This window comes from Pseudomonas sp. 2848, assembly GCF_003253945.1.
Taxonomy (GTDB): Bacteria; Pseudomonadota; Gammaproteobacteria; order Pseudomonadales; family Pseudomonadaceae; genus Aquipseudomonas.
In genome coordinates, this window is the sequence record NZ_QKZD01000012.1 from 87,117 (window position 1) to 111,645 (window position 24,529).

Annotated in this window: 17 protein-coding genes; 7 read left to right on the plus strand and 10 right to left on the minus strand. The window is 64.7% G+C overall.

Annotation, left to right across the window (positions count from 1 at the left end):
• Positions 1-7: 7 nt before the first annotated feature.
• The 3 genes from DFS21_RS21995 to DFS21_RS22005 form a co-directional block, all read right to left on the minus strand.
• Positions 8-931, minus strand: coding sequence for a carbohydrate ABC transporter permease (locus DFS21_RS21995; protein ID WP_111533113.1), 924 nt, complete (start codon positions 929-931; stop codon positions 8-10).
• A 70-nt stretch (positions 932-1,001) separates the two neighbouring features.
• Positions 1,002-2,312: a sugar ABC transporter substrate-binding protein gene (locus DFS21_RS22000; protein ID WP_111533114.1), complete on the minus strand. Its 1,311-nt coding sequence runs from the start codon at positions 2,310-2,312 to the stop codon at positions 1,002-1,004.
• A gap of 137 nt (positions 2,313-2,449) precedes the next feature.
• Positions 2,450-3,355, minus strand: coding sequence for an AraC family transcriptional regulator (locus DFS21_RS22005; protein WP_110698234.1), 906 nt, complete (start codon positions 3,353-3,355; stop codon positions 2,450-2,452).
• Between the two features lie 177 nt (positions 3,356-3,532).
• Here DFS21_RS22005 and DFS21_RS22010 point away from each other — a divergent pair, with 177 nt between their 5' ends.
• Complete coding sequence (locus tag DFS21_RS22010; RefSeq protein WP_111533115.1) at positions 3,533-8,686, plus strand: RecQ family ATP-dependent DNA helicase; 5,154 nt, start codon at positions 3,533-3,535, stop codon at positions 8,684-8,686.
• A gap of 379 nt (positions 8,687-9,065) precedes the next feature.
• Entirely contained in the window at positions 9,066-9,362 is a 297-nt protein-coding gene (locus tag DFS21_RS22015; protein WP_158539575.1) for a DUF3077 domain-containing protein, read from the plus strand.
• A gap of 117 nt (positions 9,363-9,479) precedes the next feature.
• Here the strand turns inward: DFS21_RS22015 and DFS21_RS22020 are convergent, their stop codons facing one another.
• The 4 genes from DFS21_RS22020 to DFS21_RS22035 form a co-directional block, all read right to left on the minus strand.
• Positions 9,480-11,159: an alpha-keto acid decarboxylase family protein gene (locus DFS21_RS22020; RefSeq protein ID WP_111533117.1), complete on the minus strand. Its 1,680-nt coding sequence runs from the start codon at positions 11,157-11,159 to the stop codon at positions 9,480-9,482.
• Positions 11,156-12,910 carry an FAD-dependent oxidoreductase gene (locus tag DFS21_RS22025; RefSeq protein ID WP_110703850.1) on the minus strand — a complete coding sequence of 585 codons (1,755 nt, stop codon included), beginning with the start codon at positions 12,908-12,910 and terminating at the stop codon, positions 11,156-11,158. Before DFS21_RS22025 ends, DFS21_RS22020 begins: the two co-directional genes overlap by 4 nt.
• A gap of 176 nt (positions 12,911-13,086) precedes the next feature.
• The gene (locus DFS21_RS22030; protein ID WP_111533118.1) at positions 13,087-13,854 is read right to left on the minus strand and encodes a hypothetical protein; all 768 of its coding nucleotides are present in this window, start codon (positions 13,852-13,854) and stop codon (positions 13,087-13,089) included.
• A gap of 63 nt (positions 13,855-13,917) precedes the next feature.
• Entirely contained in the window at positions 13,918-15,195 is a 1,278-nt protein-coding gene (locus DFS21_RS22035) for a bifunctional O-acetylhomoserine aminocarboxypropyltransferase/cysteine synthase (RefSeq protein ID WP_110703846.1), read from the minus strand.
• 179 nt (positions 15,196-15,374) lie between these two features.
• Between DFS21_RS22035 and DFS21_RS22040 the strand changes: the two genes are divergently transcribed.
• Positions 15,375-15,815: a hypothetical protein gene (locus DFS21_RS22040; protein WP_111533119.1), complete on the plus strand. Its 441-nt coding sequence runs from the start codon at positions 15,375-15,377 to the stop codon at positions 15,813-15,815.
• 86 nt (positions 15,816-15,901) lie between these two features.
• On the opposite strand, the gene DFS21_RS22045 is transcribed toward DFS21_RS22040, so the two are convergent.
• Positions 15,902-16,855, minus strand: a complete 954-nt coding sequence (locus DFS21_RS22045) for an SCO family protein (RefSeq protein ID WP_111533120.1) — start codon at positions 16,853-16,855, stop codon at positions 15,902-15,904.
• Positions 16,856-16,999: 144 nt separating this feature from the next.
• Positions 17,000-20,395, minus strand: coding sequence for an Ig-like domain-containing protein (locus DFS21_RS22050; RefSeq protein ID WP_111533121.1), 3,396 nt, complete (start codon positions 20,393-20,395; stop codon positions 17,000-17,002).
• 364 nt (positions 20,396-20,759) lie between these two features.
• On the opposite strand from DFS21_RS22050, the gene DFS21_RS22055 reads away from it, so the two are divergent.
• The 3 genes from DFS21_RS22055 to DFS21_RS22065 all read left to right on the plus strand — a co-directional run bounded on the left by DFS21_RS22055 (position 20,760) and on the right by DFS21_RS22065 (position 22,099).
• Entirely contained in the window at positions 20,760-21,500 is a 741-nt protein-coding gene (locus tag DFS21_RS22055; RefSeq protein WP_110703838.1) for a hypothetical protein, read from the plus strand.
• Between the two features lie 79 nt (positions 21,501-21,579).
• Positions 21,580-21,825 carry a type II toxin-antitoxin system Phd/YefM family antitoxin gene (locus tag DFS21_RS22060; protein ID WP_110703854.1) on the plus strand — a complete coding sequence of 82 codons (246 nt, stop codon included), beginning with the start codon at positions 21,580-21,582 and terminating at the stop codon, positions 21,823-21,825.
• Entirely contained in the window at positions 21,815-22,099 is a 285-nt protein-coding gene (locus DFS21_RS22065; RefSeq protein ID WP_110703836.1) for a type II toxin-antitoxin system RelE/ParE family toxin, read from the plus strand. The genes DFS21_RS22060 and DFS21_RS22065 overlap by 11 nt, the downstream gene beginning before the upstream one ends.
• Positions 22,100-22,107: 8 nt before the next feature.
• Here the strand turns inward: DFS21_RS22065 and DFS21_RS22070 are convergent, their stop codons facing one another.
• Positions 22,108-23,025, minus strand: coding sequence for a LysR family transcriptional regulator (locus DFS21_RS22070; protein ID WP_111533122.1), 918 nt, complete (start codon positions 23,023-23,025; stop codon positions 22,108-22,110).
• Between the two features lie 184 nt (positions 23,026-23,209).
• Between DFS21_RS22070 and DFS21_RS22075 the strand changes: the two genes are divergently transcribed.
• The gene (locus DFS21_RS22075) at positions 23,210-24,514 is read left to right on the plus strand and encodes an MFS transporter (RefSeq protein ID WP_110703832.1); all 1,305 of its coding nucleotides are present in this window, start codon (positions 23,210-23,212) and stop codon (positions 24,512-24,514) included.
• The last annotated feature ends 15 nt before the right edge of the window (positions 24,515-24,529 follow it).

The following is a 24,529-nucleotide window of genomic DNA, read 5'->3' on the forward strand; positions in this document are numbered from 1 at the left end:
GGGCTCCTCAGCTGCGCGCGGTGAGGTTCTTGCCGATCATGCGAACCAGCACGATGGCGGCGATATTGGCGATCAGCACGGCGATCAGGCCACCGGCCGAGGCCATGCCGACGTCGAACTGCAGCAGCGCCTGGTTGTAGATCAGGTAGGCAAGGTTGGTGGACTCGTATCCGGGGCCGCCGCTGGTGGTGGTGAAAATCTCGGCGAATACCGACAGCAGGAAGATGGTCTCGATCATCACTACCACGGCGATGGGCCGCGCCAGGTGCGGCAGGGTCAGGTGCCAGAAGATCGCCAAGGGGCCTGCGCCATCCAGGCGCGCGGCTTCCTTCTGCTCCTGGTCCAGCGACTGCATGGCGGTCATCAGGATCAGGATGGCGAACGGCAGCCACTGCCAGGAGACGATCAGGATGATCGACAGCAGCGGGTAGTGCGCCAGCCAGTCCACCGGTTGCGCGCCGAACAGGCGCCACACGGCGGCGAGAATGCCCGACACCGGGTGGAAGATCAGGTTCTTCCACAGCAGCGCGCTGACCGTGGGCATGATGAAAAACGGCGAGATCAGCAGCACCCGCACCACGCCTCGGCCCCAGAACTCGCCGGCCTCCAGCAGCGCGGCGATCAGCACGCCGAGCATCACGCTGATCGCCAGCACGCTGCCGACCAGGGTCAGGGTATTCAGGGCGCCAGGCACGAAGCCCGCGTCGGTGACGAAGAAGGCGAAGTTCTCCAGGCCCACGAACTGGTTTTCGCCGGGGTACAGCAGGTTGTAGCGGATCAGCGAGAAATACAGGGTCATGCCCAGGGGCACGATCATCCACAACAGCAGCAGCGCCACCGAAGGGCTGACCAGGAACCAGCCGGGGCCGACGCGGCGTTTGCCGGGGCGCGCGGTGGCGAGGCTCGGGGTGTCCAGGGCCGATGTGTTCATGGCGACTCCGTGTGCAGCAAAAAGGGGCGGTCACCGCGCCGGGGTTCGGCGCGGTTGGTGGCGGTAGGGGTTACTTGGGGTAACCGGCGCGCTTCATCTCGCGTTCGGTGGACTGCTGGGCCGACGCCAGCACCTGGTCCACTTTCATCTGCCCGGTGAGGGCGGCGGCGAACAGCTTGCCGACCTGGGTGCCGATGGCCTGGAACTCGGGGATGGTCACCAGCTGGATGCCCACGTAGGGCACGGGCTTGAGGGTGGGGTGGTTGGGGTCGACACGCTTGAGTGATTCAAGGGTGACCTTGGCGAATGGCGCGGCGGCCAGGTACGCGTCGTTGTAGGTCGAGGCGCGGGTGCCGGGCGGCACGTTGGCCACGCCTTCTTTTTCGGCCACCAGTTTGCCGTAGGCCTCGGAGGTGGCCCAGGTGGCGAACGTTCTGGCGGCGTCCTTGGATTTGGAACTGGTGGGGATCGCCAGTGCCCAGGAATACAGCCAGGTGGCGCCCTTGTCGGTGACTTCCTTGGGCGCAAAGGTGAAGCCGACCTGGTCGGCGACCTTGCTCTGGGTCTTGTCGGTGACGAACGAGCCGGCGACGCTGGCGTCGACCCACATCGCGCACTTGCCGCTGTTGAACAGCGCGAGGTTTTCGTTGAAACCGTTGCTGGAGGCGCCGGGCGGGCCGTATTGCTTGAGGGTGTTCACATAGAAGTTCAGCGCGTTCTTCCACTCGCTGCCGCTGAACTCGGGTTTCCATTGCTCATCGAACCAGCGTGCGCCGAAGGCATTGGCCACGGTGCCGATCAGCGCCATGTTCTCGCCCCAACCGGCCTTGCCGCGCAGGCAGATGCCGTACTGGCCCTGGTCGGGGTGGTTGAGCTTGGCGGCGAACTCGCCGAGCTGGGTCCAGGTGGGTTGCTCGGGCATGCTCAGCCCGGCTTGCTCGAACAGGTCCTTGCGGTAGTAGGTGATCGAGGCTTCGGCGTAGAAGGGCAGGGCGTACAGCGTGCCGTTGGCCGACAGGCCGTTGCGTACCGAGGGGAACACGTCGTCGAGGTTGTAGTCGGCGGGCAGGTCGGTCATCGGCGCCAGCCAGCCCTTGGCGCCCCACAGCGCGGCTTCGTACATGCCGATGGTCAGCACGTCGAACTGGCCGCCCTGGGTGGCGATGTCGGTGGTCAGGCGCTGGCGCAGCACGTTCTCTTCGAGCACCACCCACTTGAGCTGGATGTCCGGGTGCTGCTGCTCGAACACCTTGGCCAGGCGCTGCATGCGGATCATGTCGTTGTTGTTGACCGTGGCGATGGTCAGGGTGTCGGCGGCCTGGGCATGCAGCGGCAGGCTGAGGCAGGCGGCGGCCAGGCAGGCCTTGATCGAGTCGTTCATCAGTGAACTCCCTTATTGTTTTTGTATCGCTCGGCGCTGATTACACCCGTGCACGGCGATGCCGACAAAGCCTTGCCTGCACCTTGGCTGATACTTTTTTGCAGTGGATGAGCTGGGACTGCTACGCGCCCCAAGGCTCAGGCGCGGTTCTGCTCGGTCAGCCGCTGGGTCACCAGGCTGCGGTAGTCGGAAGGGGTCATGCCCTTGAGTTGCAGGAAGCGCCGGTTGAAGTTCGACAGGTTGCTGAAGCCCGATTCGAAGCACACCTCGGTCACCGGCAGCTCGCCCTTGGCCAGCAGCTCGCACGACTTGCTCACCCGCAGCCGGTTGACGAACTCGACGAAGCCGCGCCCGGCGGCCTGCTTGAAAAACCGCGAGAAGTAGGTCGGCGTCATGCCCAGGTGTTCGGCCACCTCGTTCTGGCTCAGGTCCTGGGCGTAGTGCTGGAAGATGTAGTCCACCGCCCGGTTGATACGCTCGACGTTGTGTTCGTCGGCCAGCTGCGAGGAGGTGACGGTGGACAGCAGTTGGTAGTCATCGCAGGCGGCGAGCTGTTCCATGAGGATAAAAAAGTATCCCAGGCGGGTCATGCCGCGGCTGTCGGCGATACATTGCAGTAGCTGGCGGCTCTCCTGGATCAGTGCCGGGTCGCGGAACTCGATGCCATAGCGTGCCCGCGCCAGCAGCGGTGCCAGCTGGGTGAGCTCGGCGAACACCTGGCTGCCGTCTTCAAGTACCTGGTCGGTGAAGTTGACCAGCATGTCGCGCTTGCCCACCACTTCGTCGGGGCCGACCTGGCTGATCCAGTTGTGCGGCAGGTTGGGGCCGGTGAGGAACAGCGTGTCGGGGGCGAAGTTGCCGATGTAGTCGCCGATGAACACCTTGCCGGCGCTGGCGACGATCAGGTGCAGCTCGTACTCCTTGTGGAAGTGCCAACGCACCAGCGGGCTGGGGAAACCGTGCTGGCGGTAGATCAGCGAGGCGCCTTCGTGGTCGTCCATCAGCTCGTAGGACGGGTCGGTGACTTTGCTCGTTCTGGGCATGGCGGTGGCTGGGCCTGGAGGGGCGAGCTGTCATCGTAGCCTGAAGTGCTCGAGCAGGGCAGAGGGGTCTAAGCCGGCATCATGACTGGCACGGGGTGGGGAGGCCCAGGGTTCTGCTGATGGCATTTAGCCTGTAATCTGGCGCCTCTGTAATATTCGGGCAAGGATTGCGTAGGAATGTTTTCGTTTACCCAGGATAAAAGTCTCGTCGTCGACCTGGAGGTCAAGCCCGCCAGGTCGGGCAAGCCGGAGGAGATCTTCAAGGTCGGTGCGCTGCGCAAGCATCCGGACAGCGAGGTCGAATGCGATGTGAACAAGGACCTGGCCCAGGTGCTGGCCAAGGTCGATGACCTTGCCGAAGGCGCCGACTACCTGCTGGGCCACAACCTGATTGCCCACGATCTGCGCATCCTGCGTCAGCAGGCGTCGAACATGCTGTTGCACGACCTGCCGAGCATCGACACCTTGCGTCTGTCGCCACTGGCCTTTCCGCGCAACCCCTACCACCGGCTGGTGAAGGACTACAAGCTGGTGCGCGACACGCTCAACTCGCCGTTGGCCGACTGCCGCCTCACCCTCACTTTGTTCAACGATCAGCGCCAGGCGTTTGCCCAGTTGCAGCAGACCGAGCCCGGCGAGTTGCTCTGCTACCAGGCGCTGCTCGCGCCCACGCCGGCGGAGGACGCCGCAGGCCTGTTCAAGGCGCTGACCGGCCGGGATTCGGTGGCGGTAGAAGAAATCGGGCCGCTGATCGAGCAGCAGATGAAGGAGAGCGATGCCCAGGCCAATCGCGACCTGAAGGTGTGCCGTACGCGCTTGGGCAAGCTGCTCGCCGAAGACCTGCAGGACCCCGACATGCACCTGCCGCTGGCCTATGTGCTGGCCTGGTTGCGGGTGTCTGGGGGCAATTCGGTGCTGGCGCCCTGGGTGCGACATCAGTTCCCCAAGGTCGGCGCGCTGATCCGCGAACTGCGCGATGTGCCTTGTGGCCGCGATGATTGCCAGTACTGCCTCACCACCCATGACCCGCGTCATGAACTCAGGCGCTATTTCAACTATCCGGATTTTCGCCTGGAGGCGTCGGGCAAGCCCCTGCAGCATGACATCACCCTGGCCGGCATGCGTGGCCAGCATGTGCTGGCGGTGCTGGCCACCGGTGGCGGCAAGTCGCTGACCTACCAGATTCCGGCGCTCAATCGCTACCACCGCACTGGCAGCCTCACGGTGATCGTCTCGCCGTTGCAGTCACTGATGAAGGACCAGGTCGACGGCCTGTTGAAAAAGGGCGTGCACTGCGCGGCGGCGTTCAATGGCCTGCTCAACATGCCCGAGCGCGCGGATGTGCTGGAGAAGATCCGCCTGGGGGACATCGGCATACTGCTGGTGTCGCCGGAGCAGTTTCGCAACAAGGCGTTCTGCAGCGCCATCGAGCAACGCGAGGTGGGCGGCTGGGTCTTCGACGAAGCCCACTGCCTGTCCAAGTGGGGCAACGACTTCCGCCCCGACTACCACTATGCCGTGCGCTATATCGCCCAGTACCACGGTGCGCGCAAACCGGCGCCCATCGGCTGCTTCACGGCCACGGCCAAGCCTGAGGTGCTGGCGGATATTCGCAGTCACTTCAAGCGCGTGCTGCGGGTCAGGTTCGATGAGTTCCTCGGCAGCCACGAGCGCACCAACCTGACCTTCGAAGTGATGCGCTGCGATCGCGGCGAAAAGGCGCAGCGGGTCCATCGCCTGCTGGAGGAGTACCTTGGGCAACAGGCTGGCGCGGCGGTGGTGTTCGTGGCCAGCCGCAAGGCGGCGGAGCAAATGGCGGAGTTTCTCGCGCATCAGGGACTCAGTTGCCGACACTTCCATGCCGGGATGGATTCGGCGGACAAGGTCGAGGTTCAGGGGCTCTACAAGAACGGCGAGATCCAGACCATCGTCGCCACCAACGCCTTCGGCATGGGGGTGGACAAGGAGGATATTCGCCTGGTGGTGCATGCCGACATTCCCGGCTCGCTGGAGAATTATCTGCAAGAGGCCGGGCGGGCGGGGCGTGACCAGTTGCCGGCGCATTGTGTGTTGCTGTACGACCCGCAGGACATCGAGACGCAGTTCGGCCTGTGCGAGCGTGCCTGCCTGAGCCAGCGGGATATCCAGCAGATCCAGAAAAAACTCAACGGTGAGTCGAAGCGGCGAGGTGGGGGCAAGCTGGTGATCACGGCGGGTGAGATCCTTATGGACGACAGCGTGCAGACCTCGTTCGACGCCGATGCCCTGGATGCCGAAACCAAGGTGGTCACAGCGGTTGCCTGGCTCGAGCGTGGCGGCTATCTGACACGAGAAGAAAACCACACGCAGATCTTCGCCTCCAGGGTGGACGTGCCGCTTGAGGAGGCCGAGCGCACGCTGCGCGCATCAGCGTTGACGGAGCGTCGTCAGGCGGAGTACCTGGCCATCCTGAGCTACCTGCACAAGGCCAGCCCCGCAGAGCGTATCGATATCCAGAAGCTGGTGGACCTCACCAGCCTGGAACCCCAGGAGGTCGGCCATGTGCTCAAGGACCTGGAAAAGCGCGAGTTGCTGGTGAGCGACACCCAGTTCACGGCGGTGCTCAGCTATGGCCAGGCGGATGCTTCGCCGCAGTTGCTGCAGCAGTTGCTGGAACTCGAGCGGGCGCTGTTGGATACCCTGGCCGAGCAAGCGCCCGACGCGCCGGGCGCGGGATGGCAGGACATCAACGTGACGGCGCTGACCTCGATGCTCAAGCTCCGCCTCGGACGCAAGAACCTGCTGCCCCTGCATGTGTTGCGCCTGTTGCGCGGGCTGTCGCCGGATCGCGATGCGATTTCCGAGCGGCGCAACAACAGTTTCGAGATGCGCCAGCTCAGCCACGAGTACATCAAGGTGCGTTTCCGTCATGCCGAAGGCTGGGCAGGCCTGAAGGCCGTCAGTGAGACCCGCGGCATCATCGCCACGAAGCTGCTGAACCACCTGATTCGCAAACTCTCCAAGCGGGGCAAGAACCAGTTGGTCGAAGCCACCTTCGGTGAGCTGGTCGGGCTGATCGAGCAGGACCTGGAGCTGCGCGACCGGGTTGCGGACAACCGTGAAAGGTATGTCGAACGGGTGCTGCTGTTCCTGCATCGCCAGGAGGTATTCAGCCTCAACCACGGCATGACCGTGATGCGCCGGGCCATGACCATCAAGGTCGATCCCCAGCGCGGTCGCTTTCTCAAGGACGACTACCAGGGCCTCGATGAGCATTACCGCGAAAAGCGTATCCAGGTGCATGTGATGCGCGAGTACGCCGAGTGCTGGCTGCAGGACCCGAAGGTGGCGCACCAATTGGTCGACGACTACTTCACGGCGGACAAGGCGGATTTCCTCAAGGACTATTTCGCCGGTCGCGAGTCGGTGCTCAAGTACTCCACCAGCGAGGCGTCGTGGCGAATGATCGTCGAGGACCTGAGCGATACCCAGCGCGGTATCGTCACCGACGATCTGGACAGCAACAGACTTGTGCTCGCCGGGCCCGGTTCGGGCAAGACACGGGTCATCGTGCACCGTATCGCCTACCTGTTGCGGGTGCGCCGGGTGCCTGCCAGCGCCATCGTCGCGCTGACCTTCAACCGTCATGCCGCCAACGAGATCCGCAAACGCCTGCTGACACTGGTGGGCGCCGATGCCTACGGGGTCAGCGTGATGACCTATCACAGCCTGGCCATGCGCCTGACGGGTACGCGTTTCCAGCGCGGCGACGAGGTGGATGAGACCACGCTGGGCAATCTGATGCAGGACGCGGTGAAACTGCTCGAAGGCTCGCTGGTGATGAACGCCGACGATGAAGACGGCGTGACCGAGGACGAGCTCGACGAAGCGCGTGCCAACCTGCGCGCGATGTTGCTGCGCGGCTACCGGCATATCCTGGTGGACGAGTACCAGGACATCGACGAGCTGCAGTACCGGCTGGTCAGCGCCCTGGCCGATCGTGGTTCGTCCGATGAAGCCAGGCCATGCATCATGGCCGTGGGCGACGACGATCAGAACATCTACGCGTTTCGTGATACCAACAACCGCTACATTGAGGCTTTCCGCAGGGACTACGAGGCGCAGGAAGCCTTCCTTGTGGAGAACTACCGCTCCAGCGCCTGCATCATCGCGGCGGCCAACCACCTGATCGGTCTCAACGGCCAGCGAATGAAGCTCGGCAATCCCATTGCAATCGACGTACGACGCCGGGACGATCCGCAGGGCGGCGAGTGGCAGGCGCTGGATCCTCAACGCTGCGGCCAAGTGTTGCGCCTGACTGTCGACCCGGCCGATCGGCCGTTCGGCAACCGCCAGGCCCAAGCCGCGCTGCAGGAGTTGCAACGCCTGCTGGTGCTCGAGAACGGTGTTTGGCAGGGCTGCGCGATACTCGCCCGCAATCACCGATACCTGCTGGCGGTCCAGGCCTGGTGCGAACACAATGGGGTGCCGTATCACCTGGCGTCGGACAAGGACAGTGGTCTGCCGCCGACCCGTCAGCGAGACTTCGTGGCGGTGGTCGACTGCCTCGCGCAACTGGCCGAGCCCCTGGCCATCGATCAGGCGTGGCAGCGGGTGCGGGCGCTGCTCGATGAGTACTCGACGGCCTTTTTCGAGGCGGCCTTCGACGAGCTCCGGGTCGAGTTCGGCGACCTCCAGGTGAAGCCTGCGACGATCAGCCAGAGCTTGTACGACTATGTGCGCGAGGTGCGCCGGCAAGCGGGCAACGGCCTGTATCTGGGAACCGTGCATTCGGCCAAGGGCCTGGAGTTCCGCCATGTGGTGCTCCTGGACGGGGGCTGGGTCGACAAGCGGGAGACACTCGAAGAGGAGCGTCGCCTGTACTACGTCGGCATGACCCGTGCCGAGCAGACCCTGACCTTGTGCGAGTTCACCGTGAACAACCTCTTCAGCGGTTGCCTGCCCGCCAGCATCCCGCGTCAGGTCTTCGCCGGATGCCACGACCCGGCCCTTGACCGGCGCTATCAGCAATTGACCCTCAAGGATGTCAACCTTGGCCATGTGGGGCGCCATGCAGAAGATGACGACATCCATTCGCGGGTGCGCGACTTGCGCCCTGGCGCACCACTGACACTGAGGCCTCAGGGCGAGAGCTACCTGATCCTCAACCAGCGGGGGCAGGTGGTCGGGCGAACTGCCAAGGCCTTCGAGCCGGGATTCTCGGTCGAGCGATGTGAGGTGGCTGATATCGTCGTGCGCTACCGGGAGGAAGGCAGTGAGGAACACTGGGACAAGTACCCCTGCCAGCGTTGGGAGGTCGTGGTGCCGCGCATCTGTGGCATGCCCGGTTAGGGCGGGGGAAGCCACAGGCTGAGTGATCGAGGCAAACCGGGGCTGTTGGCAGGCCAGTCCGGTTTGTCCATGCCGTGGTCGGTGGAACGAGCCTGCTGATGTGTGGGGCGTTTGCTGACAATGATCTTGGCGATTTATGTGGGTCCTACAGTCATTCTTCCGTTGTTTATGTAGGCCTTTTCCTAAAGGTACCTTTTCCCCCCGGTAGCCCGTTGTGGCGGATTGGCGCTCGCTTTAGTCTCGGCCTGCTCGTCGCGCTTCACCCGCTGGAACAGGCCGGACCACTGGGCAGCTTACTGCGCAGGGATCGCGCGGTTCGGTCTGGCGGTTCTGGAGGATGAACCGCGACGGGCTCTTTCTTTTTCCAGGGGGCAAGGTCATGGACAAGGACGAACACGCAAAGGGCATTGGCGATTTGAAGATCGTCAGCCTGGTCGGCCGCACCAAGCGGTACGCGGTGCGTGACTGGGTGCAGGCGATCCCGGGCATGCCGACCGAGGACGTGCTGCAGGAAACAACGATCATCCTGGGTTGCATCACCGGGCTCACCTACCAGGCGTTGAGCCAACCGAAGGAGGCACAGACGCTGATGCGGGCGACGTACTACCTCAGCGGCATGGCCAAGGCGATGATCGATGGGCAGTTGCCGGTGAAGCGGGAACAAAGCGACAGTTGAACGTCGGTGTAACGACACGGGCCGCTTTCGAGCAATCGAAAGCGGCTGTTTTCGTCTAGGTGTCACACGTGGCGTGGCACCGGCTTGTCCCGCGATCAGCAGCGCAGCTGGTACCTCTCAACTCACCCCGGCCAGCCGCTTGATCTGCTCGGCGAAGTCCTTCTCGGCAATCTTCACCTCCACCAGTACCGGCCGCTGCACCACCATCAGCAACTGCGGCAGCAAGCGTTCCAGTTCGTCCACCGTTTCCACCCGATACCCCAGCGCGCCATAGCCGCTGGCCAGCGCCGTATAGTCCAGCGCGGGCAGGGTATCGAACGGCGCGAACTCACCCTCGGGCGTGAACGCGTCGGGGTCGACGAAGGCCTGCTCGATCGCATACACCTGGTTGCTCATCACGAACACCACGGCATTGATCTTGTTGCGCGCCAGCGCTGCCAGCGACTGGCTGACCATCATGAACCCGCCATCGCCGGCCACCACCACCGGGCGCCGGCCGCTGCCCAGCGCCACGCCCAGGGCGCAGCCGGTCTCGTGGCCGAGCGAGCCCCAGATGGCGTCGGAGATGAAGCTGCCGCGGGGCATGCCGTTGATGTTGCTGGCCACGTACAGCGACGAGCTTTCGCCGAGGATCAACGTGCTGGTCTGCCACAGGCGATGCTCCTGGGCGAAGTTCACCAGGCTGTCGAAGAAGCTCGCATAGCTCAGCGCGCTGGGCACCGCGCCGCTGCCCAGCAGCGGGCGCGAGGCGGCCAGGGCGGTGCCCGGGCGGGGGAACTGGGTGTCCACCTTCAGGGCCTTGAGCAGGGCCTCGACATAGTCGGGCAGGCGCACGTTGGGGTAGTAGTCGGCGCCGGCGCGGGCCAGCTCGCAGTTCACCTGGACGATTTCGCCATAGCGGGCCTTGAGCAGGTCGAGGTAGTCATCGGTGAAGATCACGCCGATGGCCAGGATGCAGTCGCAGGCATCCACCCGGGCCGAGGTTTCCGGGCGCGAGGCGGGGCCGGCGTAGGTGCCGATGAACGGCGCCTGGCTTTCGTCGAGCACGGTCTTGGCGTCGAGGGTGGTGGAGAAGGGCAGGCCACAACTGTCGATCAGGCGTTGCACGGCGTCCTGCAAACCGTAGCGGATGATCTCCACGCCCAGCAGTACCAGCGGCTGGCGCGCCGTGGCCAGGCGTTGCACGGTGGCCTCGACCAGGCTTTGCAGGGCTTGGGGGTTGGACGGGCGCGGGGCTGGGGTCAGTTGGCCGTGGGGGCGGCTGACCTCGGCGCCCCAGATGTCCTGGTAGGCCTCCAGGTAGATGGGCTGGCGGTGGGTGAGGGCGGCGATCAGCGCGTTGTCGATCTGCCACGGCGCGCGGTGCGGGTCGGCGAGGATCTCGCAGGCCACGGTCACCTGCTCCAGCACGTTGCGGTCGGCCTCGAAGTTGCCGGTGGAGTGATGGAACAGCACGTTCTGGGCATTGGCCTTGAGCCGGTCGCTGGTCGAGGGGCTGGCGGAGATCACCACCACCGGGTTGCGCTCGACGTAGGCGCCGGCGATGGCGTTCACCGCGCTGAAGGTGCCCACCCCGTACTGCAGCGACACCGCGCCCAGGCCGTGCACACGGGCGTAGCCGTCGGCGCTGTAGGCGGCGCCCATCTCATAGACTTCGCCCACGGCGTCGATGCCGTCGAAGGCGTCCAGCGCGCTCATGAACCTGGAGCAATAATCCCCCGGCACCTGGAACACCTTGTCCAGGCCCAACTCCTTGAGCCGGGTCAGCAGGTAGTCGGCCACGGTAAAGGTGCTCATGGCTTGACCCCCGCGCAGATGGCCTGGGTGATGGCCTCGAGCACCTGCGGCGCGTGGCCGGGCATGGGCGGCGTGGCGTAGTCGATTTCTTCCGGTGCCGGGGTCGGCAGCAGTTGGTAGGAGGCCGGTAGCCAGTTGGGGCGCGGCAGTTCGAAGAACTCCTGCAAGGCGGACTCGGCGGTGGTCAGCGCGCCTTCGACCCAACCCTGGCCATAGGAATAGGCTTCGCCGACGATGAACACCTGCTGGTCCTTCACCGGGTGGCGCATCTTCTGGATGATCAGGTCCAGGCGGTAGTTGGCCTTCCACTCATGCCAGCCGCCACCGTAGGGGTCGGCATCCCAGGCGTGGTACACGGCGCTGTAGGGGGCCGGCAGCTCGACCTGGGCGTGCAGCTGAGTGACCTGGCGCTGGGCGATGCGCACCATCTCGTCGCTGATCTGGAACTGCGTGCGCGGCACCACCGCGTCACTGGCGATGCGCCCTTCGAGGCTGCGCGGGGTGTAGCCGATGAATTCGGGGCCGTCTTCCAGGCCTTTCCAGAACGGTACGGTGCCGATGTCGTTGTAGGAGGCCATCAGCAGCGAGTTGAAGGTGTTCTCGCCACCGGCCTGATCGCACTCCGTGCCCATGTAGTAGCACTGGCGGATCGGCAGGTCGGTGACCGAGCGCCCGGCCACCAGGCCCAGGTTGCGCCACCAGGGTTGCTCGTAGGCCAGGAACAGCTTGAACGCTGACTGCACCAGCACCGAGCCGAGGTTGTCCTTGAGCCACGGGTCGTCGAACAGCGGTGAGTCGATCAGCTCCAGCGCGCGGCGCGGCAGGGCGAGGATCACCTGACGGGCGTGGACGATGTCCTCGCCTTCGAGGTCGTGGGTCTTGCCGTTGACGGTCTCGGTGTGGCGCAGGTGCAGACGGTAGGGGTACTCGGTGTCGTCGCTGTAGCTCAGGGCGGCCAGGCGGCGGTTCATCTGGATGCGCTGGTCGGCGGGCACCCGGCCGCCGGCCTGTTCGCTGAAACGCTGGGCCAGGGTCAGCGGCAGGCTCTGGAAGCCATCCTTGAGCGTGCGGAACACGGTGGCGTCGCTGTATTCGGTGGCGGGCAGCTGGGTTACCGCGCTGGCGTTGGCGACGTTGGCCTCGTAGCCGCCGGCGTCCTTCATGAACTGGTAGCCCTCGTTGCTCAGCACGCGGTAGAGCAGATCCCAGAAGCCATAGCGCCAGATCGGCTTGCCGAACACCTGCACCTGCATCTGCTCGGCCAGGCTCAGCTTGTCGAAGCCGGGGTAGATGCTGTTCATCACGTTGACCTGGAGGTCTTCGGGGTTGTAGCCGCGCTCGGTCCAGCCCAGGTCGTAGGGAATCTTGTGCGGCGCCTCGACGAAATCGCGGAATCGGAAGCGCTGGCCGCGCAGGTAGAACAGGTTGTCCTGGGCGCCGATGGGCGCGTCCTTGGGCAGTTCGTTGCCCATGGGGAAGTCCTTGCTCGGCAGGCCCAGGTGCTGCACCAGGGTGTCGACCATCACATGGCCGTCGGCGCCGGGCATGTAGCGCATGCCGCCCACCTCGGCGACCACGTTGGGCAGGCCGGGCAGCTTGACGCTGAACAGCCGCCCGCCGATGCGGTCGCCATATTCGAACAACTGGATACGCATGCTGTCGCCGTGGGCCTGTTGCAGGCGCCAGGCGCTGTAGGTACCGGAGACACCGCCGCCGATGATGGCGACGTCCAAGGGTTGGGGCTGGCTCATCGCAAAATCCCTTTTGTTGTTGTGGGCAAGGAATCCATGTGACGAGCCAGTATTGTCGAGGTTTGGCGGAATGCCAGTTTGCCATCATCGATTTTTCGAAGGGGCCCAGGCCCTGGCGCAAGACGCGGTACGGGGTATCAATGTCCGTGATACCAATGTGCCGTCGATTGCGGCAGCTAGGTACGCCCTTTCAATAGTGCTGCCAGGGCGATGGTCAGGCCAACGGCGGTCGCCATCGCAACCAGCATGGTAATGGCGACGCCCGTATGTTCGAGCAACCCCGCCATCGCCAGGTAGAACGCAATCACCCCTACCGCGCCGATGGCATTACCTCGCACCATCGCCGCCATCCCGGCGCGGCCGCCCTGTACATGGGCGAACACCACCAACGGCCAGGCGATCACCGGGATCGGCGCCAACATTCCGCTGGTCGCCGGCCCCAGCCAGCTGGCCAGGCTGGTGGTGAGCATCAGCAGCGCGGTGGCGGACACCATGCGCAGGGGGATCTCCCAATAGCGGTGCCGGGGCTGGGCAAGCGTATCGGGGCTTGGCTCGCGGCCACTGGCGCGGATCAGCACGCCGATCAGCAGCAGCGCCACGCCGATCGACAGGTACAACCCGCCCCAGTGGGTAAAGGCATAGGCCGCCAGGCCATAGAACAGGATCGCCAGCGATACCGCCGCAGCGATGCCGAGCTTGCGCGTGGCGAACAGGTAGAAGGTGTAGGTGGCCTGCACGGCCGCCAGCCCACCCAGCGCACCCGGCACCGCGCCCAGGGCGAAGGCCGTGCCTTGCTCCAGGCACAGGAAGGTCATCACCAGCGCCGAGGTGATCGGCAGGCCGGACAGCAAACCGCCGAGCAGGCCGCCCCAGCGCCGTGAAGCGAGTGAGATGGTCCACATCAGCAGCGGGGTGACGAGGAGTTTCAGGTAGAAGAGGGTCATTGCGCGCGGTTCCGGTTCTGCAAGTGGGCGCCCGCCGTCGGCATTGGGTGGGGCGCGGGTGGATCAGCCGCGGCTGGCCTCCAGGGCCTGGGCGAGGTCGGCGATGATGTCATCGCTGTGCTCGATACCGATCGACAGGCGCACCATGTCTCGCGGCACACCGGCCTTTTCCAGCTCGTCGTCGTTGAGCTGGCGGTGGGTGGTGGAGGCGGGGTGGCAAGCCAGCGACTTGGCGTCGCCGATGTTCACCAGGCGCACCACCAGTTGCAGCGCATCGATGAAGCGCGCCCCGGCGGCCTGGCCGCCCTTGATGCCGAACGACAGGATCGAGGCCGGCTTGCCGCCGGTGTAGCGCTGGGCCAGTTGGTGCTCGGGATGATCGGGCAGGCCTGCGTATTTCACCCAGGCCACCTGGTCGTGTTCCTGCAGGTAGCGGGCAACCTTGAACGCGTTCTCGGTATGGCGCTCCATGCGCAGAGCCAGGGTCTCCAGGCCTTGCAGGATCAGGAAGGCGTTGAACGGCGACAGCGCGGCGCCGGTGTTGCGCAGCGGCACCACGCGGCAGCGGCCGATGAAGGCGGCGGGGCCGAAGGCTTCGGTGTAGGTGACGCCGTGGTAGGACGGGTCGGGAGTATTGAGCAGGGCGAAACGTTGCGTGTGATCGGCCCAGGGGAATTTGCCCGAGTCGATGACGATGCCGCCGATGCTGGTGCCGTGGCCGCCGATGTACTTGGTCAGCGAGTGCACGACAATATCAGCGCCGTGCTCGAACGGGCGGCAGAGGATTGGCGTGGCCACGGTATTGTCGACGATCAGCGGCACGCCGTGGCGGTGGGCGGCCTCGGCCAGCGCGGCGATATCGACGATATTGCCGGCAGGGTTGCCGATGGACTCGCAGAACACCGCCTTGGTGCGTTCGTCGATCAGCGCCTCGAGGGCGGCGATGTCGTTGTGGGCGGCGAAGCGGGTGGTGATGCCCTGGCGCGGCAGGGTATGGGCCAGCAGGTTGTAGGTGCCGCCGTACAGCTTGGCTACCGAGACGATGTTGTCGCCGGCCTCGGCCACGGTCTGGATGGCATAGGTGATGGCGGCCATGCCCGAAGCCACTGCCAGCGCGCCAACCCCGCCTTCGAGGGCGGCCATGCGCTGTTCGAGCACATCGTTGGTGGGGTTCATGATGCGCGAGTAGATGTTGCCGGCGACCTTGAGGTCGAACAGGTCGGCGCCGTGCTGGGTGTCGTCGAAGGCGAACGAGGTGGTCTGGTAGATCGGCACGGCCACCGCCTTGGTGGTCGGGTCGGGGCTGAAGCCCGCGTGGATGGCGAGTGTTTCCAGCTTCATGCGGTCATTCCTTGAGCGTGGGGTGGAAGCGGTCGAGCATGGAGTGGGCTGGACGCGCTGGTCAAGGGGCCAAGGTGGGGGGACCTGGCAGTTTTGCCAGTAGTTGCCGGAGGGAAGCCTGCGCCATCATCGGCGCACGCACCTGGCCATGTGGGCGGTGCACGCTCAGGAGCCATGCAATGTCGACCCTGATGGTCGCTTCATCGTCTTTCTACGGCGCCGCCTTGCTGCTCGTTCTGTTTGTAGGTGTGGTCTACAGCACGCGCAAACAGTTCATGCCCTATCACAGCGTGGCGCTTTCGCGCAGCTGGCGCGATCTGGATGACGCTCAGCGGCTACTACTGCTGGCATTGATCCACTTGGTTGGCTGGGGCTGGATGGTCATTGCCTTCGCCGGTTTTGCCTTGTTGTTGGGCGCCTGGTACTACCAGCCTGCGCAGCCTGGCCTGCTTATGGCATTGCAAGCGTTGATCACGCTGGGCACTGCGCCGGTCATCAGGGTGTCCAGTGGGGTTAGGCAGCGTACGGGCGCCGCGCCGCCCATTTATATCGGTTGGATCATTCTGTGCCTGAGCCTGGCCGGTTTTCTGCTCGCCTGGCCGCTCTGGTCGCAATCTTGACGGTGTGCAGTGCCATCAAGCGCGCATCCCTCTGGATGTCGGACACAACGTTTGGCAAGCGCTGCAGGGTGGCCGCCAGCAGGCATCTACTGCCCATTCAGCCGAGTGGTTTCTTCGTCCAGATACCCCAGTAAGGCGGCCACCTCGGTTTCCCCCAATCGCATGTTGGGCATCGCCAACTGGTTGTACTGCGTGAACAGCAGCATCGCCAACGGGTCTTTCTCCGCGAGCATCCGATCAGGCTCCATCAGCCAGCGCTTCAACCACAGTTCGTCCCGTTGCCGGGTCACCCCCAGCAGATCCGGGCCGATGCCACGGGTGGCGCCTGGCTCCGCGTCGCCCAAGGTATGGCACGACGAGCAGCGGGTCCTGAACAGTTGTTCGCCTTTGCTCGGCGGGCGGATGTCGGGGGCCAGGGTGTAGTCGCGGTGCTGGGCGCTGGCGGTTTTCCAGTTGTGCAGGCTGTTGGCCAGGCGGTCGGCGAGGATGTACGGGCTTTCGAAGGGCGAGGCCTTCATCCAGCGGCCGGTGGCCTGGTTGCCTATTATCAGGCTGAGGTTGTGGTCCTTGCTGCGGCCATTCTCCAGGCCTTCGATGTACAGGCCCAGGCTGCGGCGCAGCTGTTCGATGTCGGCGGCCTCGCCGGTGAGCAGGGACCAGCCGGGGCCGATGGCGAATTTTTCCGCGTAGCGCTTGAGGGTGGCGGGCGTGTCGTTGTAGGGATCGATGCTGATCGAGTAGATGAAGATGTCCTGGCCGACGCGTTCGCCCAGCAGCTTCTGTACCTGGCGCAGGCGGGCGGTCTCCACCGGGCAGGAGTCGCCGCAGCCGGTGAAGATGAAATTGATGGCCACCACCTTGTCCTTGATCAGGTCGTCGAAGAAATGCACCTGGCGGCCGTCCTGGGTGAGCAAGGGAATGTTGGGGAAGTAGTTGGCACCCCAGGGGCTGGAGGGCGTTGCGCGGGTGCTGGGGGGCAGCGACCAGGCGAGGCTGAGGGTAAGCAGCAACAGGAGCAGCAGGCGGAAGAGGCGGGGCATGGTTTTACCCTCTGGTCAGGGGCAGGCCAGGGCAGCGTGGGAGCGGGCTTGCCCCGCGAACACCGGCAGAGCCGGTGCCATGCGGTGCGTTCATCGCGGGGCAAGCCCGCTCCCACGCCAATTCCCTGTCGGGTCTTGGCGATATCAACGTATGCTCAACGGTACCGTCACGCTCTGCCCCAGCGCCGACTTGACCGTTACCGCCGGTGGCGAGGCCGGGCCGCTGCCGGTGGTGGTTACCGACAGTTTCCAGCGCGCGCCGGAACCGCTGGCGCTCAGCGTTGCCAGGCCCAGGTCGAGCGGCCCGCTGGTGGTGTTGCTGGTCACCCGGATGCTGTTGCCGGCGGCCACCGAGGTGGTACCGGAAACCTCCCAGGTCCAGCGGCTGTTGCTGCGCAACTGCACCGAAGCGCTGGTGACCTGGATCTCGTCCATCGGCACGGCGGGCGAAACCGCGATGCTCACCGTGGCCGGGGCCAGGGATTCGAGGCCCTTGGCGTCGCGTGCGGCGTAGGTGAAGCTGGCGGTGAACGCCGTGGCGACGGTGCCCGGTGGGGTGTAGGTGACCTGGGTACCGTTGCTGCTGACCGTGCCCTGGCCGGAGTCGGGCTGGGCCAGGCTGCTGACGCTCAGCGGCAGGTTGCCGTCGGGGTCGGTGTCGTTGGCCAGCACGTTGAGCACGATCGGCCTGCCGGCCATGGTCGCGGCGCTGTCGTTGACCGCCACCGGCGGCTTGTTGCTGTCGTTGCCCGAGCCGCTGCTCGAGGTGCGGAAGGTCGGCAGGGCCGCGGAGTTGACATACTCCACGCCATCCCAGCCAGGCAATGGCGTCGGCATCATCTGGAACTGGCCGGGGTGCTCGAGGTCCCAGCGCAACAGCATCGAGGTGTCTTCGTGCTGGGTGTTGTGGCAGTGTTCCATGTAGGTACCGGCGAACTCACGGAAGCGGATGGCCATTTCCACTTCTTCCGAAGAGTCGCTGTCCGGGCCGATGCGGTAGACGTCCTTGCGTGCCCATTTTTCCCATTCCGGCGGGGCCTTGCCGTCGCGGCTGAGGATCACCCCTTCCTCGAAGTGCACGTGCACCGGGTGGCTCCAGCCGTTGCCGCCGTTCTTGATCTTCCACACTTCCAGGGTGCCGTCGCCGCTGAAGCCGCCGTCGGTGGCCTCATTGGCCAGTTGCGGGGCGGCGCTGATGCGCCGTGGGTCCATGGTGTAGCCGAAGCCGCCGTCGGTCTTGATGGTCCAGGGGGTGCTGTCGGTGCCGTCGGAGCGGCCGAAAATGAACTCGCGGTGGCGGGCGGCCTTGATCTTGGTCTGGTCACTGGCGCTGTTGCGGTCGATCGACAGGGGGATCATCACCAATCCGGCGGTTTTGCCGGGCTTGGCCGGTTCATACAAGCTCGGGTCCATGCTGAGGTCCTGGCCGGTATAGGGTTGCACGATCAACTGCATGAACTTGCCGACAATCGGGTCGCCGCCATCCCATTCCGGGCCTTTGCTGGTCTGCTTGATCACCGCCTTGTACTTCTCCGACAACACGTCGGCCAGGGGTATGGACTGTTTCGGGCCCTTTCCGGTGTCGTGCTCCATGAGGTTGACGAAGTACAGCTTGTCGCCGACCTTGATCCCGTTTTTGGCGAAATTGATGATGATGTCGTAGCGCTCGGCGATGCCCTGCAGCGGCAGGATGGCGTTGTTGTCCTGCAGGTTGCCGTCACCGTTGAGGTCGAGGGTGCCGTCGAACGGCACGGCATGTTCCATGATATTGCCGTCGTTGGCGATCATGTGGAACGGCACGCGGGCATAGGAGACGTTGGAGCCGCTCGGGCCCTTGAACTCGCCGCCGTTGCCGGCGATTTCACGCACCACGGCAAACTTGAAGTAGCGCGACACCGAGCCGTTGAGGAGGCGAAAACGATAGCTGCGCGCGCGCACCTTGAGCTTGGGCTGATACTGCCAGTTGACCAGGATCTGGTCGCCGAGGAAACCGTCGGTGTTGAACGGGTTGAACCACAACTGGCCGTTGGCGTCCCACGCCTTGTCGGCGATCACCAGGTTGACGTCGTAGTCGCGGTTACCCCACGGCATCGCCGCGCCGCTGGGGAAGCGCAGGTTGACGCCGTCCTGCAGGGCTTCGTTGCCACGGTCGATGGCCGAGTAGTAGTTCATCATCACCGCGTTGCCCTTGTAGACGTTCTGCGCCGTGAAATCGAGCATGTGGTCGTGGAACCAGTGGGTGCTCATGGTCTCGCGCCAATCGCCGCGGATCTTGATGCTGCCGTTCTCGCAGGTCTTGAGGCCCGGGGAGGCATCGTTGACGTACAGGGTTTCGCCCGGCGCGCAGGGGAAGGCGGCGCGCGGGTCCTGGGCGCGGGTGTTGATGGTGTCGTAGCCGGCCAGCTGGATCGGCCAACGGTAGTCGTAGTACTGGCCGGGGAAGAAGTAGGCGTTGGCGAAGCCGTCGCTCTCGGCCGGCGAGTGGCCGTTGTGCTCGTGGGTGGAGATGGTGTGCAGGCCGAAGCCGTTGTTGGCCGAGGGGTCGATCGGCAGGGCGTTGTAGTGGCGCATCAGCACCGGCTGGCCATAGCGCACCATCAGCAGCTTGACCGGGAAGGTGCCGTCGAAGGTCCACAGCGCCTTGTGGCCCTGCAGGGGCATTTTCGGGTGGAAGCGGGTATCAATACCCTTGGTGGTACCCAGGGTGGTGGGGATGTCGGAGGTCTGGTAGTACAGTCCGCCCGGGGCGAATTCGCCCTTGGCGTAGTTGTGCAGTTGCTTGCGGTCGCGCAGGCCCTGGTTGATGCGTGCTCCGGCCTGCGCAGTCTTGAATGCGGCCTGGGGGTAGAACTCGTTCCAGCGCTGGTGCGACCAGCCCTTTCCTGGTGGGCGGCCCTCGGCGGGAGAGCCGACCCCGCTGCGGTTGAGGAACATCTCGATCTGCGCCTTCCACGGGTTGCGGTCGAGCACGTTGGCGTACTGCGACGGGAACGGTGTCAGCCCCGGTTGGGTGAGGAACGCCTCCAGGGCATTGCCGTTGGGGCTGCTGCGCGCGGCGTAGTCTGGGTCCTGCGCGGGCGCGGCACCGAGCACCGGGGGCGGGAAGGTCAGGCTGTAGGGCGGGGTGGCCGGGTCGAGTTTCTCGGGGCCGAATTCTTCGAACAGCAGCAGCTGCTGGGTAAAGGGTTCGGCGCCGAACAATGGGCTGGGCTTGCCATTGGTGGGGTATTTACGTGAGGTCTGCTGCGCCGGGGGCAGGGCATTGTCGCTGGTCACCGTGGCACGGGTGCCGTAGACCCCGTTGCTCAGTTCGAGCGAGCCTTCGTTGGCCTCGGGCATGTTCTTTAAGGCCTCCAGCGCAGCCGCCTGGGCTACCGGATCGGCGGCCGGGTCGCTGAAGGCGGAAGGGTCGGTGGGCGGTGGTTGGCTCACGTCGTCAAGCGACCCAGCGAACACGTTGGCCATCCCCAGGCTGAGCAGCAGCGCCGTGAGGGAGGACAACCTGAACACCTGGGTCGATGTTGCCACTGGTTTCTTCATTGCCGTATGCCCCGTGTTGTGCAGGTTGGCATCTGTTGCCACTGCGATAAGTGGCGATGTGCCTTGAACAGGGGTCAGCAACCGCTGTGCCAATCGGCAAGTGGCTAAACGCCACGTGTTTCAAGATGTTGCAGGAGTGCGAATGAGACACGCTCGGGCAACTGCCACAAACCTGGGGATAGACACCCGAGGCTGGGTGGGGAATGCTCCCCACCTCACGAACACGAGGTGGGCTAGGCTCCTGTCGCGGGCTTGCCCCGCGATAGTGTCGTCACAGGCAGCCAGGCCTTGCCCGCAACCGGTGTTCTTGGCACCCTTGCCTGCCTTGCGTCTCGTCACGCCCATCAAACAAGGAACCTTCAAGGTGAGTTGGGAGAAAGTCGGTAAATCCCTGGTGGGCCTGCTGGCCCTGGTTGCCGTCGGCGCCACGCTTTATATGGCGTTGCGCGACGACGACCGTTTGCAGGCGCGCCTGACCTACGCCCATCTCACCTACCCGGGCCAGTTCAACGAGCGCATCAGCCAGGCCAACGACCTGCTCAAGTACGAGCGGCTGCATTCCCAGATCAGCGAGATCGGCGCAGGCGCCCTCAGCCACCCGCAGATCGACAAGCTGGTCGACTTGGCCCAGGCGCCGTACCTGCACCTGTTCGCCAGACCCTTCGAGGCCGGCTTGGTGGACCACCGCACCGGTCTGCTCATCGAGCTGTCCAACCCCGCCCGTGTACCGCTCAAGGCCGTGCACATTCGCCTGCCGGCCAAGGGGCTGGTGCAGGTGCGCGATGCGGCCGGCAACGACACGCTGGTGCCGACGCCGACCAGCAGCATCGACCTGCCGGCCATTGACGGGGTGAGCGAGAGCAAGGTCTGGGTGTACTTCGACGCTGACTATTCGCAGATCCGCCAGGGTGGGATCAGCATTCGTGATGCCGATGGCAGTGCCGATATCCAGGTGGTTCGTGAAGTGACGGGGTTCCCGGCGCTGTTGGCGCGTTACAGCCAGGTGGTGGTGGCGGTGTTCGCCGCGCTGGGGCTTGGGTTGCTGGCGCTGGCGTATATCTGGTTGGGGCGGGCGCGGGTCACCGGGGTATCGCATAGCCTGTAAGCGATAAGCCTATGGCGCGCCGGCTTGAAAAAGACCTGAATTCAGACCAATCTATGGCTCTTGAATGAGGGCGATCGATATGCAGAACATCTTTGCCGACGTGACCGTCAGCGTCTCGGAACTAAAGAAGAATCCTACGGCGGTGATGGCCGATGCGCAGGGGAAACCGGTGGCCGTTCTCAACCATAATCGCGTCATGGGTTACATGGTGCCCGCTGAACTCTACGAGGCGATTATGGAGCGACTGGAAGACATGGAGCTTGCGGCATTGGTAAAGGCGCGTGCGGGAGAGAAAGGCATCCCGGTCGAACTGGATGACTTATGAGCTCGAGTTTCTGCCTTCGGCGCTGAAAGAATGGAAGAAGCTTGGGCACACCGTGCGCGAGCAAGCCAGGAGAAAACTCAAGGAGCGTCTGCTCTCCCCCAGGGTTGGGGCGGATGCAATGCGTGATTTGCCTGACCATTTCAAGATTAAGCTCAAGGCCAGCGGCTATCGGGTGGTCTACCGCGTCGAGGATGATCGGGTGGTTGTCGTGGTCGTGGCGATAGGTAAGCGCGAACGTGGGCAAGCCTACCGCTCGGCCGCTGATCGCCTATAGGATTGCAGCTAGATCACAGATGTGGCGGCCGACAGCAAGGCCTCGACGAACAGGCTTTCAGCACGGCTCATGCGCTGGTCCTTGTTCCACAACAGGTGGATGTCGACGTCGACAATGCCTTCCTGCGGCGGCAGTTTCCACAACAACCCTGCATCCACATCCGGCGCCACCACATGCTCGGGCAGGCAGCCGATGCCGAAGCCGGCGATCACCAGGCGGCGCACCTCTTCCAGGCTCGGCGACGAGGCGACGATGCGCCCGGCGAAGCCCTGCTGGTCGCGGAAGATGGTCAGCGGCGAGAGCATGCCGCCGATCTGGTCGCTGGTGAAACTGACAAAATTCTCCCGCTGCAGGTCGCCTTCGGCCTGGCCGAACAGCGCGTGGTGCTTGCCGCAAAAGAACGCGTAGCGCTGGCGCAAGAACAACCGCTGCTCCAGCCGTGGCTGGGGCCGGCGGTTGAGGCTGAGGCCGGCGGTGGCGGTTTTTTCCTGCAGGGCGGCGACGATGTCGGAGCTGCGCATCACGTCGATCTCCAGCTCCACCCGCGGGTGCTGGCGGTGGAAGTCGGCGAGGAAGTCGTCGAAGCGTTCGCTGACGATACGGCTGATCATCAACAGGCGCACCTTGCCCACCAGTTCGTCCGCCGGCTGCTCCAGCAGGCCGCCGATCTGCGACATCTGCCCGTACACCTCGCCGGCCAGCTGGAACAGCTGCTCGCCCACCTCGGTCAGCACGAAGCGCGGCCCACGGCGGGCGATGAGCTGGCGCCCGAGTTGCTCTTCAAGGCGCTTGAGCGCCTGGCTCACGGCGGGCTGGGTAAGGTGCAGGCGGGCGGCGGCGCGGCTGATCGACAGTTCCTGGCCGATGACGCGGAAGGTGCGCAGCAGGTTCCAGTCGAGGCGGTCGTTGAGCAGGCGGTCGGGCATGGTCGGGCTCGATGATAAGCGTGGTTAATAATTCGAATAATAAATAGAAAATTGAATTATAGGCGCCCGCGATGAATGATCTCCAGCAGTGCGGGCCTCTTCGCGGAGCCCGACCCAGGCGCCGCCAGAGCGCCACCGTGACCCGAACCACTCCTGCCAGAAAAACAAGCAAAGGAGCCACCCCATGAAGCCCGCCGCTTCGCCACAACCGCGCCGTGCCGCCGCCGCCGCGTTCATCGGCACCATGATCGAGTGGTACGACTTCTACATCTATGCCACCGCCGCCGCGCTGGTGTTCGGTGCCTTGTTCTTCCCCTCCGACAACAGCCTGTTCAGCACCATGGCTGCCTTCGGCACCTTTGCCGTGGGTTTCTTCGCTCGGCCCTTGGGCGGCATCATCTTCGGCCATATCGGCGACCGAATCGGGCGCAAGAAATCGCTGATCATTACCTTGCTGATGATGGGCGTGGTCACGGTCGCCATCGGCCTGCTGCCGACCTACGCGCAGATCGGCGCCAGCGCGCCGGTGCTGCTGATCCTGTTGCGCGTGGTCCAGGGCATCGCCGTGGGTGGCGAGTGGGGTGGGGCGGTGCTGATGGCCGGGGAGCATGCGCCCAAGGGCCGGCGCAACTTCTTCGCCTCGTTCGCCCAGTTGGGTAGCCCGGCAGGCCTGATCCTGTCGCTGCTGGCGTTCAGCGCGGTCACCCGTCTGCCGGAAGAAGACCTGATGAGCTGGGGCTGGCGCGTGCCGTTCCTGGCCAGCGCGCTGTTGCTGCTGGTGGGCCTGGCAATCCGCCTGGGGGTCAACGAGTCGCCCGAGTTCCTCGCCAGCCGCGAGCACGCCGAACAGGCCCGGCGCAAGGAGCAGGCACCAGTGCTGGAAGTGCTGCGCAGCGCCTGGCGGCCTCTGCTGCTGTGCATCGGCGCCAACACCCTGGGCATCGCCGGGGTCTATTTCACCAATACCTTCATGATCAGCTACACCACCCAGCAGTTGCATCTGGAGCGTTCGCTGATCCTCGAATGCCTGTTCTTCGTGGCGATCATCCAGTTCTGCGTGCAGCCGTTGGCGGCGTGGCTGTCGGAGCGACTCGGCGCCACGCGCTTCCTGGCCCTGATGGCGCTGCTGGCGATGGCCTCGCCGTACCCGATGTTCGTGTTGGTGAGCAGCGGCGAAGGCCCGCTGATCGTGCTCGGCATCGCCCTGGCGGCGGCGTGCATGGCTTCGTTCTACGCAGTGATCGCCGGCTATGTCAGCGGCATGTTCGCCACCCGCGTGCGCTACACCGCCATCTCCCTGGCCTATCAGGTGTGTGGCGCCATCGCGGGTGGCCTGACCCCGCTGATCGGCACCTGGCTGGCCCACAGCTTCAGCGGCCAATGGTGGCCGATGGCGGTCTTCTACAGCCTGATCGCCTGCACTTCCCTGGTCTGCGTGCTGGCGCTGGCGCGCCGCTACGCCCTTGGCCGGCAGCTCGAGCTGGCCTGAATCTGGAGTATCCGC

Bases quoted from the DNA above. Each gene is read 5' to 3' on its own strand.
- DFS21_RS22060 (WP_110703854.1), top strand. From the start codon at position 21,580: ATGCAGAACATCTTTGCCGACGTGACCGTCAGCGTCTCGGAACTAAAG.
- DFS21_RS22025 (WP_110703850.1), bottom strand. From the start codon at position 12,910: ATGAGCCAGCCCCAACCCTTGGACGTCGCCATCATCGGCGGCGGTGTC.
- DFS21_RS22015 (WP_158539575.1), top strand. From the start codon at position 9,066: ATGGACAAGGACGAACACGCAAAGGGCATTGGCGATTTGAAGATCGTC.
- DFS21_RS21995 (WP_111533113.1), bottom strand. From the start codon at position 931: ATGAACACATCGGCCCTGGACACCCCGAGCCTCGCCACCGCGCGCCCC.
- DFS21_RS22065 (WP_110703836.1), top strand. From the start codon at position 21,815: ATGACTTATGAGCTCGAGTTTCTGCCTTCGGCGCTGAAAGAATGGAAG.
- DFS21_RS22075 (WP_110703832.1), top strand. From the start codon at position 23,210: ATGAAGCCCGCCGCTTCGCCACAACCGCGCCGTGCCGCCGCCGCCGCG.
- DFS21_RS22000 (WP_111533114.1), bottom strand. From the start codon at position 2,312: ATGAACGACTCGATCAAGGCCTGCCTGGCCGCCGCCTGCCTCAGCCTG.
- DFS21_RS22020 (WP_111533117.1), bottom strand. From the start codon at position 11,159: ATGAGCACCTTTACCGTGGCCGACTACCTGCTGACCCGGCTCAAGGAG.
- DFS21_RS22040 (WP_111533119.1), top strand. From the start codon at position 15,375: ATGTCGACCCTGATGGTCGCTTCATCGTCTTTCTACGGCGCCGCCTTG.
- DFS21_RS22070 (WP_111533122.1), bottom strand. From the start codon at position 23,025: ATGCCCGACCGCCTGCTCAACGACCGCCTCGACTGGAACCTGCTGCGC.
- DFS21_RS22030 (WP_111533118.1), bottom strand. From the start codon at position 13,854: ATGACCCTCTTCTACCTGAAACTCCTCGTCACCCCGCTGCTGATGTGG.
- DFS21_RS22050 (WP_111533121.1), bottom strand. From the start codon at position 20,395: ATGAAGAAACCAGTGGCAACATCGACCCAGGTGTTCAGGTTGTCCTCC.
- DFS21_RS22010 (WP_111533115.1), top strand. From the start codon at position 3,533: ATGTTTTCGTTTACCCAGGATAAAAGTCTCGTCGTCGACCTGGAGGTC.
- DFS21_RS22045 (WP_111533120.1), bottom strand. From the start codon at position 16,855: ATGCCCCGCCTCTTCCGCCTGCTGCTCCTGTTGCTGCTTACCCTCAGC.
- DFS21_RS22005 (WP_110698234.1), bottom strand. From the start codon at position 3,355: ATGCCCAGAACGAGCAAAGTCACCGACCCGTCCTACGAGCTGATGGAC.
- DFS21_RS22035 (WP_110703846.1), bottom strand. From the start codon at position 15,195: ATGAAGCTGGAAACACTCGCCATCCACGCGGGCTTCAGCCCCGACCCG.